The 5,797-nt window shown below is 30.9% G+C and carries 5 protein-coding genes; 4 read left to right on the top strand and 1 reads right to left on the bottom strand.

Annotated features, from left to right (window positions below):
* The coding region (locus ACVC2P_RS19930; protein WP_452600204.1) for a hypothetical protein at positions 1-790 on the bottom strand (790 nt) is incomplete at its 3' end.
* Positions 791-877: 87 nt separating this feature from the next.
* Here ACVC2P_RS19930 and nadC point away from each other — a divergent pair.
* Genes nadC through priA form a run of 4 tightly spaced genes read left to right on the top strand, consistent with a single transcriptional unit; the run spans position 878 to position 5,626 of the window.
* Entirely contained in the window at positions 878-1,735 is an 858-nt protein-coding gene (gene nadC / locus ACVC2P_RS19925) for a carboxylating nicotinate-nucleotide diphosphorylase (protein ID WP_452600203.1), read from the top strand.
* 33 nt (positions 1,736-1,768) lie between these two features.
* On the top strand, positions 1,769-2,719 hold the full coding sequence (locus tag ACVC2P_RS19920) for a YihY/virulence factor BrkB family protein (RefSeq protein ID WP_452600202.1): 951 nt from the start codon (positions 1,769-1,771) through the stop codon (positions 2,717-2,719).
* On the top strand, positions 2,709-3,134 hold the full coding sequence (locus ACVC2P_RS19915) for a DUF2147 domain-containing protein (protein WP_452600201.1): 426 nt from the start codon (positions 2,709-2,711) through the stop codon (positions 3,132-3,134). Before ACVC2P_RS19920 ends, ACVC2P_RS19915 begins: the two co-directional genes overlap by 11 nt.
* A 38-nt stretch (positions 3,135-3,172) precedes the next feature.
* Entirely contained in the window at positions 3,173-5,626 is a 2,454-nt protein-coding gene (gene priA, locus ACVC2P_RS19910) for a replication restart helicase PriA (RefSeq protein ID WP_452600200.1), read from the top strand.
* Positions 5,627-5,797: the final 171 nt, after the last annotated feature.

The raw sequence follows: 5,797 nt of genomic DNA, 5'->3' as shown, positions 1-5,797 counted from the left end.
TTATAACCTCTCTTTGAAAAGATAATTTCCAATCATTTTTATATTTAGACCAATCAGCTTTTTTTAGTAGTTTGCCTACTTGTTTATCTGTAATATGGCCTCCACTTAGAAAATAATCGCCATCAGGTTTTATAATTAATAAATGAAAGTTAAACATTATTTTAAAGAATTTGTTTTTAAAAACACCATTATCTTTTACCCAATTAAAATTTTCATATTGGTCTAAAACATTTTGTTCAGCTTTATAAAGATATATAAGTTTTATATCGTATTTCTTTTCATTTTTTTCAATACATTTTTTATGTTTCTTTACCCATTTTTTTCTGTTTTCATTAAAAATAGATTCATTAAAAGTATGAAATACATTTTTAGTATTTTTTGCACTGGCTAAAGAATCTGGCAATACGGTTTTAGGTTTTTTTAAATGATTTAGATGTCTTCTGTTTACAGAATTAAAACTAAAAAGCGAGTCATAATATTTAATAACTAGAACTTCATTTTGTTTTAATTCTATATTCGAATTTCTTGTAATAACCCCTTTAATTTGGTTGTATTGGTTAGGGGTAAGTTTTCCAAATGCATATTTAATTAATACCTTATTAATAACTAAACTATCGGTTTTGTATTTTAAACATTTAGAAAGAATACGTTTGCATTTCCTAGAATAACTAATAGAGTCAATTTCATTTAAATTTTCATCAAGGTATAACTCTGTAATAGATTCTTGAGAAAACAGAAAAAAACAATTAAAAAGGAAAAGTAAAGTAAAAAGCGACTTAATAAATTTCATGAAATTAAAAGACTTTGAAACGAAACTACTAATTAAATATTAAAAAACGTAAATCAATTTCTTATTTTAGCACTAAAGTAAAAACCAATGATTAGTAAAGCACAATTTAATACAGAAATAGAGTTAATAATAAGTAATGCCATAAGAGAAGACGTAGGCGATGGAGACCATAGTTCTCTATCTTGTATTCCCGAATCTGCACAAGGAAAAGCAAAATTATTAGTTAAAGACGAAGGCATTATAGCTGGTGTTGAATTTGCAAAACAAGTTTTTAGTTATGTAGACCCAAACATGACGGTAGAAACATTAATAGAAGATGGCTCTAGAGTTAGCTACGGAGATATTGTATTTTATGTAGAAGGTGCATCGCAATCTATATTAAAAGCAGAGCGATTAGTACTTAATGCTATGCAACGTATGAGTGCTATAGCAACAAAAACAAGACGATTTGTAGATTTGTTAGAAGGTACAGGAACAAAAATATTAGACACCCGTAAAACAACACCAGGTATTCGCGCATTAGAAAAATGGGCGGTAAAAATTGGAGGAGGAGAGAATCATCGTTTTGCATTATACGATATGATTATGTTAAAAGATAACCATATAGATTTTGCTGGAGGAATAACTAAAGCAATAGATAAAACAAAGCACTATTTAAAAGAAACCAATCGCGATTTAAAAATTATAGTAGAAGCACGAGATTTAGACGAAATAAAAACCATTTTGCAAAGTGATGGCGTGTATAGAATTTTAATAGATAACTTTAATTACGAAGATACCAAAACAGCAGTAAAACTAATAGGAAACAAATGTTTAACAGAAAGCTCTGGAGGAATTAATGAGAAAACCGTTAGAGAATATGCACTATGCGGAGTAGATTATATTTCTAGTGGAGCCTTAACACATTCTGTATACAATATGGATTTAAGCTTAAAAGCAGTATAAGTAAATAAAAACAAATAAATAGTAACTAATTAGGTGTCGCAAAGCATAGAAGAACAACTTAAAAAAATTCCAGTAGTAAATATTTTGGTTAATCTACTCGGTAAAATAAAATTACCTGGTTTAGAGGGGTTATCATTATATAATTTGTTGGAGTTATATATTACAGGCATAGTAAAAGGAGCTTTGGGGTCTAGAGCTAGTGCTATTGCATATAGTTTTTTCTTAGCGTTATTTCCATTTTTACTATTTGTTATTATTCTTATTCCGTATATTCCAATAGAAGGCTTTCAAACAGATTTTTTAAGCTTTTTAGAGTCGTTTTTACCACCAACAACAAGCGATTTTTTTCATGAAAACATTTTTAAAAACGTAGAAAGCTCTAATAGTAAAGACGGTTTAATCTCTTCAGTGTTTTTATTATCTATTTTTTTAATGGCTAATGGTATTAATGCTTTGTTTTCTGGATTCGAAAATTCGTATCACCAGCAATTAACACGAAACATAATACGGCAGTATTTATATGCTTTGGGCGTAGGATTAATACTTGTGTTTTTATTGATGCTTACAGTAGCCGGTTTAGGGTATTTTGAAATTTATGTTTTAGATAATTTAGAGACTCATGGCTATTTGCAAAAAAGACAAATAGATTTTTGGGCCATATTAGCTAAGTATATTTTCTTTATTATTATGGTGTATTTGGCAACAGCAACATTGTATTATTTTGGAACAAAAGAAGGCCGTAAATCTAGGTTTTTCTCCGTAGGAGCCATTTTTACAACGTTATTAATAATATTATCCTCTTACTTATTTGGAATTTATATAGAAAACTTCTCTAAGTATAATGAATTATACGGTTCTATAGGAGCACTTTTAATTCTCCTCTTTTACATATGGTTAAACTCTAACATTTTATTGTTAGGTTTTGAACTAAATATGTCATTAACACGTTTAAGAAAGAAAAACATAAAAGCAAATGATGAGTAAATTAATATTAGGAGTGTTTCTATTTATATCGATAACAACATCTGCACAAGATGTTTTCGGTAAATGGAAAACTATAGACGATAAAACAGGAGAAGCAAAATCTATTGTAGAAATTTATAAGCGAGATGGTCAAGCCTTTGGTAAAATTGTTCATATAATAGATCCATCTAAAAGGGAGGAATTATGTGCCAAATGTGAAGGAGATGCTAAAAATAAGCCAATTTTAGGGTTTGAACTGCTTAAAAACATGAAGAAAAGTGGAAAGTATTATAAAAATGGTACTATTTTTAATCCTGAAGATGGTAAAGAATACAAATGCAGGTTATTAGTAACAGACGATCCCAATGTACTTCAAGTTCGTGGATATATAGCTTTTTTTTATGCCACTCAATATTGGGAGCGAGTAGTGGAGTAAACATATTTAATAATAGACAAACCAAATAGAGGGAACTATTGTATCATTTTATAGATGTTATATTACCAATACCTTTAGAAAAACTATTTACATATAGTATAACTAAAGCAGAAGCAGACTTTTTAAAGGTAGGCATGCGTGTATCTATACCTTTCGGTAAATCTAAAATATATACAGGGTTAGTAGGAGCAATTCATACCCAAGCCCCTTTGGCTTACGAGGCTAAAGCCATTCACCAAATATTAGATGAATCTCCAATAGTAACTAAAAAACAGTTAGAGCTTTGGCAATGGATAGCTAAATATTATATGTGTAGCGTAGGTGAAATTATGCGAGCAGCATTACCCAATGCTTTTATTTTAGAAAGTGAAACACTAATAAGTAAAAACAGCCTAAAAGAAATAAATGATGCAGAATTAAAAGATGATGAGTTTTTAGTATACGAAGCATTACACTTTCAATCGGCATTAAAAATTCAGGAAATATCTAATATTTTAGATAAAAAAAATGTACTACCAGTAATTAAGCGCTTAATAGAAAAAGAAGCCATAACATTACAAGAAGAAATTTACGAAAAGTATAAACCTAAATACGTTAGGTACGTAAAATTAAATGCAAATTATACCTCTGAAGAGTCATTACAACAATTATTAGATGACTTAAGTAGAGCAGCTAAACAACGACAAGTTATAATGACACTGTTTTCTATTTCTGCAAAAACCAAAAAACCAATTAAAGTATCAGATTTAGTAGCAGAGAGTAAAACCTCTTCAGCAATAATAAAAGCATTAATAGATAAAGATATTTTAGAAGAATACCATATTCAAACCGATCGCGTACAATATTCTGGGGAGGACAATGAAAACTCAAAAGCATTAAACGAATACCAAACCGAAGCATTACAGCAAATACAAGAGACCTTTACAACACAAAATGTAACCCTGTTGCATGGTGTAACATCATCAGGAAAAACAGAAGTCTACGTTAAACTTATTGAAGCTATTTTAGAAAAAGGAGAGCAAATCTTGTATTTGCTACCAGAGATTGCTTTAACAACACAGTTAGTTAACAGGTTACAAAATTATTTTGGAGAACAAGTGGCAGTGTTTCATAGTAAATATTCGGTTCACGAACGTGTTGAGGTGTGGAATAATGTGTTGAACAATTCCGCAAAAGCGAAAATAATTTTGGGCGCAAGATCCTCAATCTTTTTACCATTTCATAAACTAGGATTAGTAATAGTAGATGAAGAGCACGAGCAATCCTTTAAACAATTTGATCCAGCACCGCGATATCATGCCAGAGATACAGCTATAGTATTAGCACATTTACATGGAGCAAAAACATTATTGGGGAGTGCAACGCCAAGTTTAGAAAGCTATTATAACGCTAAAGAAAATAAGTATGGTTTAGTTGAAATTACTAGACGTTACAATAATGTGCAATTACCAGACATAGAACTGGTAGATATAAAAGATAAGCACAAGCGAAAACTAATGAAAGGGCATTTTAGTGATAGAATGTTAGAAGAAATTGCCGAAACATTAGAAGAAGGCCACCAAGTTATCTTATTCCAAAACAGAAGAGGCTATTCTCCCATTGTAGAATGTAATACCTGTGGGCACTCACCACAATGTCCTAATTGCGATGTTAGTTTAACTTACCATCAATACCGTAACCAATTGCGTTGCCATTATTGTGGGCACACAAATGCCATGCTTCAAAAATGTATGGCTTGCGGTACGGCTAACCTAGACACCAAAGGATTTGGAACAGAACAAATAGAAGCCGAAGTAAAACAACTGTTTCCTAAGCATACCGTAGGACGTATGGATTTAGATACCACAAAAGGTAAATACGGCTACGAAAAAATAATAACTGCTTTAGAACAACAAGAAATAGATATTTTGGTAGGAACACAAATGCTAACCAAAGGTTTAGACTTTAGAAACGTAAAATTAGTTGGTATTATGAATGCCGACAATATGCTAAACTTTCCAGACTTTAGAGCACACGAACGTAGTTTTCAACTCATGTTACAAGTGTCGGGTAGGGCAGGGAGAACCGATAAAAGAGGGAAGGTATTAATACAAACCTATAACCCATATCATAAAATACTACAGCAAGTCTCTACCAATAATTATAAGGAGATGTTTAGTGAGCAATTGCAAGAACGCTATAATTTTAAATATCCGCCATTTTACCGCTTAATTAAAATAACCATAAAACACAAAGATTACGATCGTGTAAATATGGCTAGCGAATGGTTTGCAAAATCGTTACGACAAGTGTTTAAAGCAAATATTTTAGGACCAGAGTTTCCACCAGTATCTAGAATTAGAAATCAATACCATAAAAACATTCTAATAAAAATAGCACCAAAACAATCCTTAGCAAAAACTAAAGCAGCAATAGTAAAAATAAACACGAGCTTTAGTCTAGTAAAAGATTTTAGACCAGTACGTGTAATTATTAATGTAGACAATTATTAAGTTCAGTATTCAGTATTCAGTATTCAGTATTTAGTAAAAAAGTGATATAAAGTATAGAATATATTTTGCACTCCATTTTTTATGTTTTTATTTCTTAGAGGCTAGAGGCTAGAGGCTAGAGGCTAGAGGCTAGAGGCTAGAGGCTAGAGGCTAGAGGCTAGAGGCTAGAGG

Source organism: Pontimicrobium sp. MEBiC01747 (assembly GCF_053601635.1).
The sequence above is the reverse complement of the archived record's forward strand: the minus strand, read 5'-3'. Positions and strand labels throughout refer to the sequence as shown.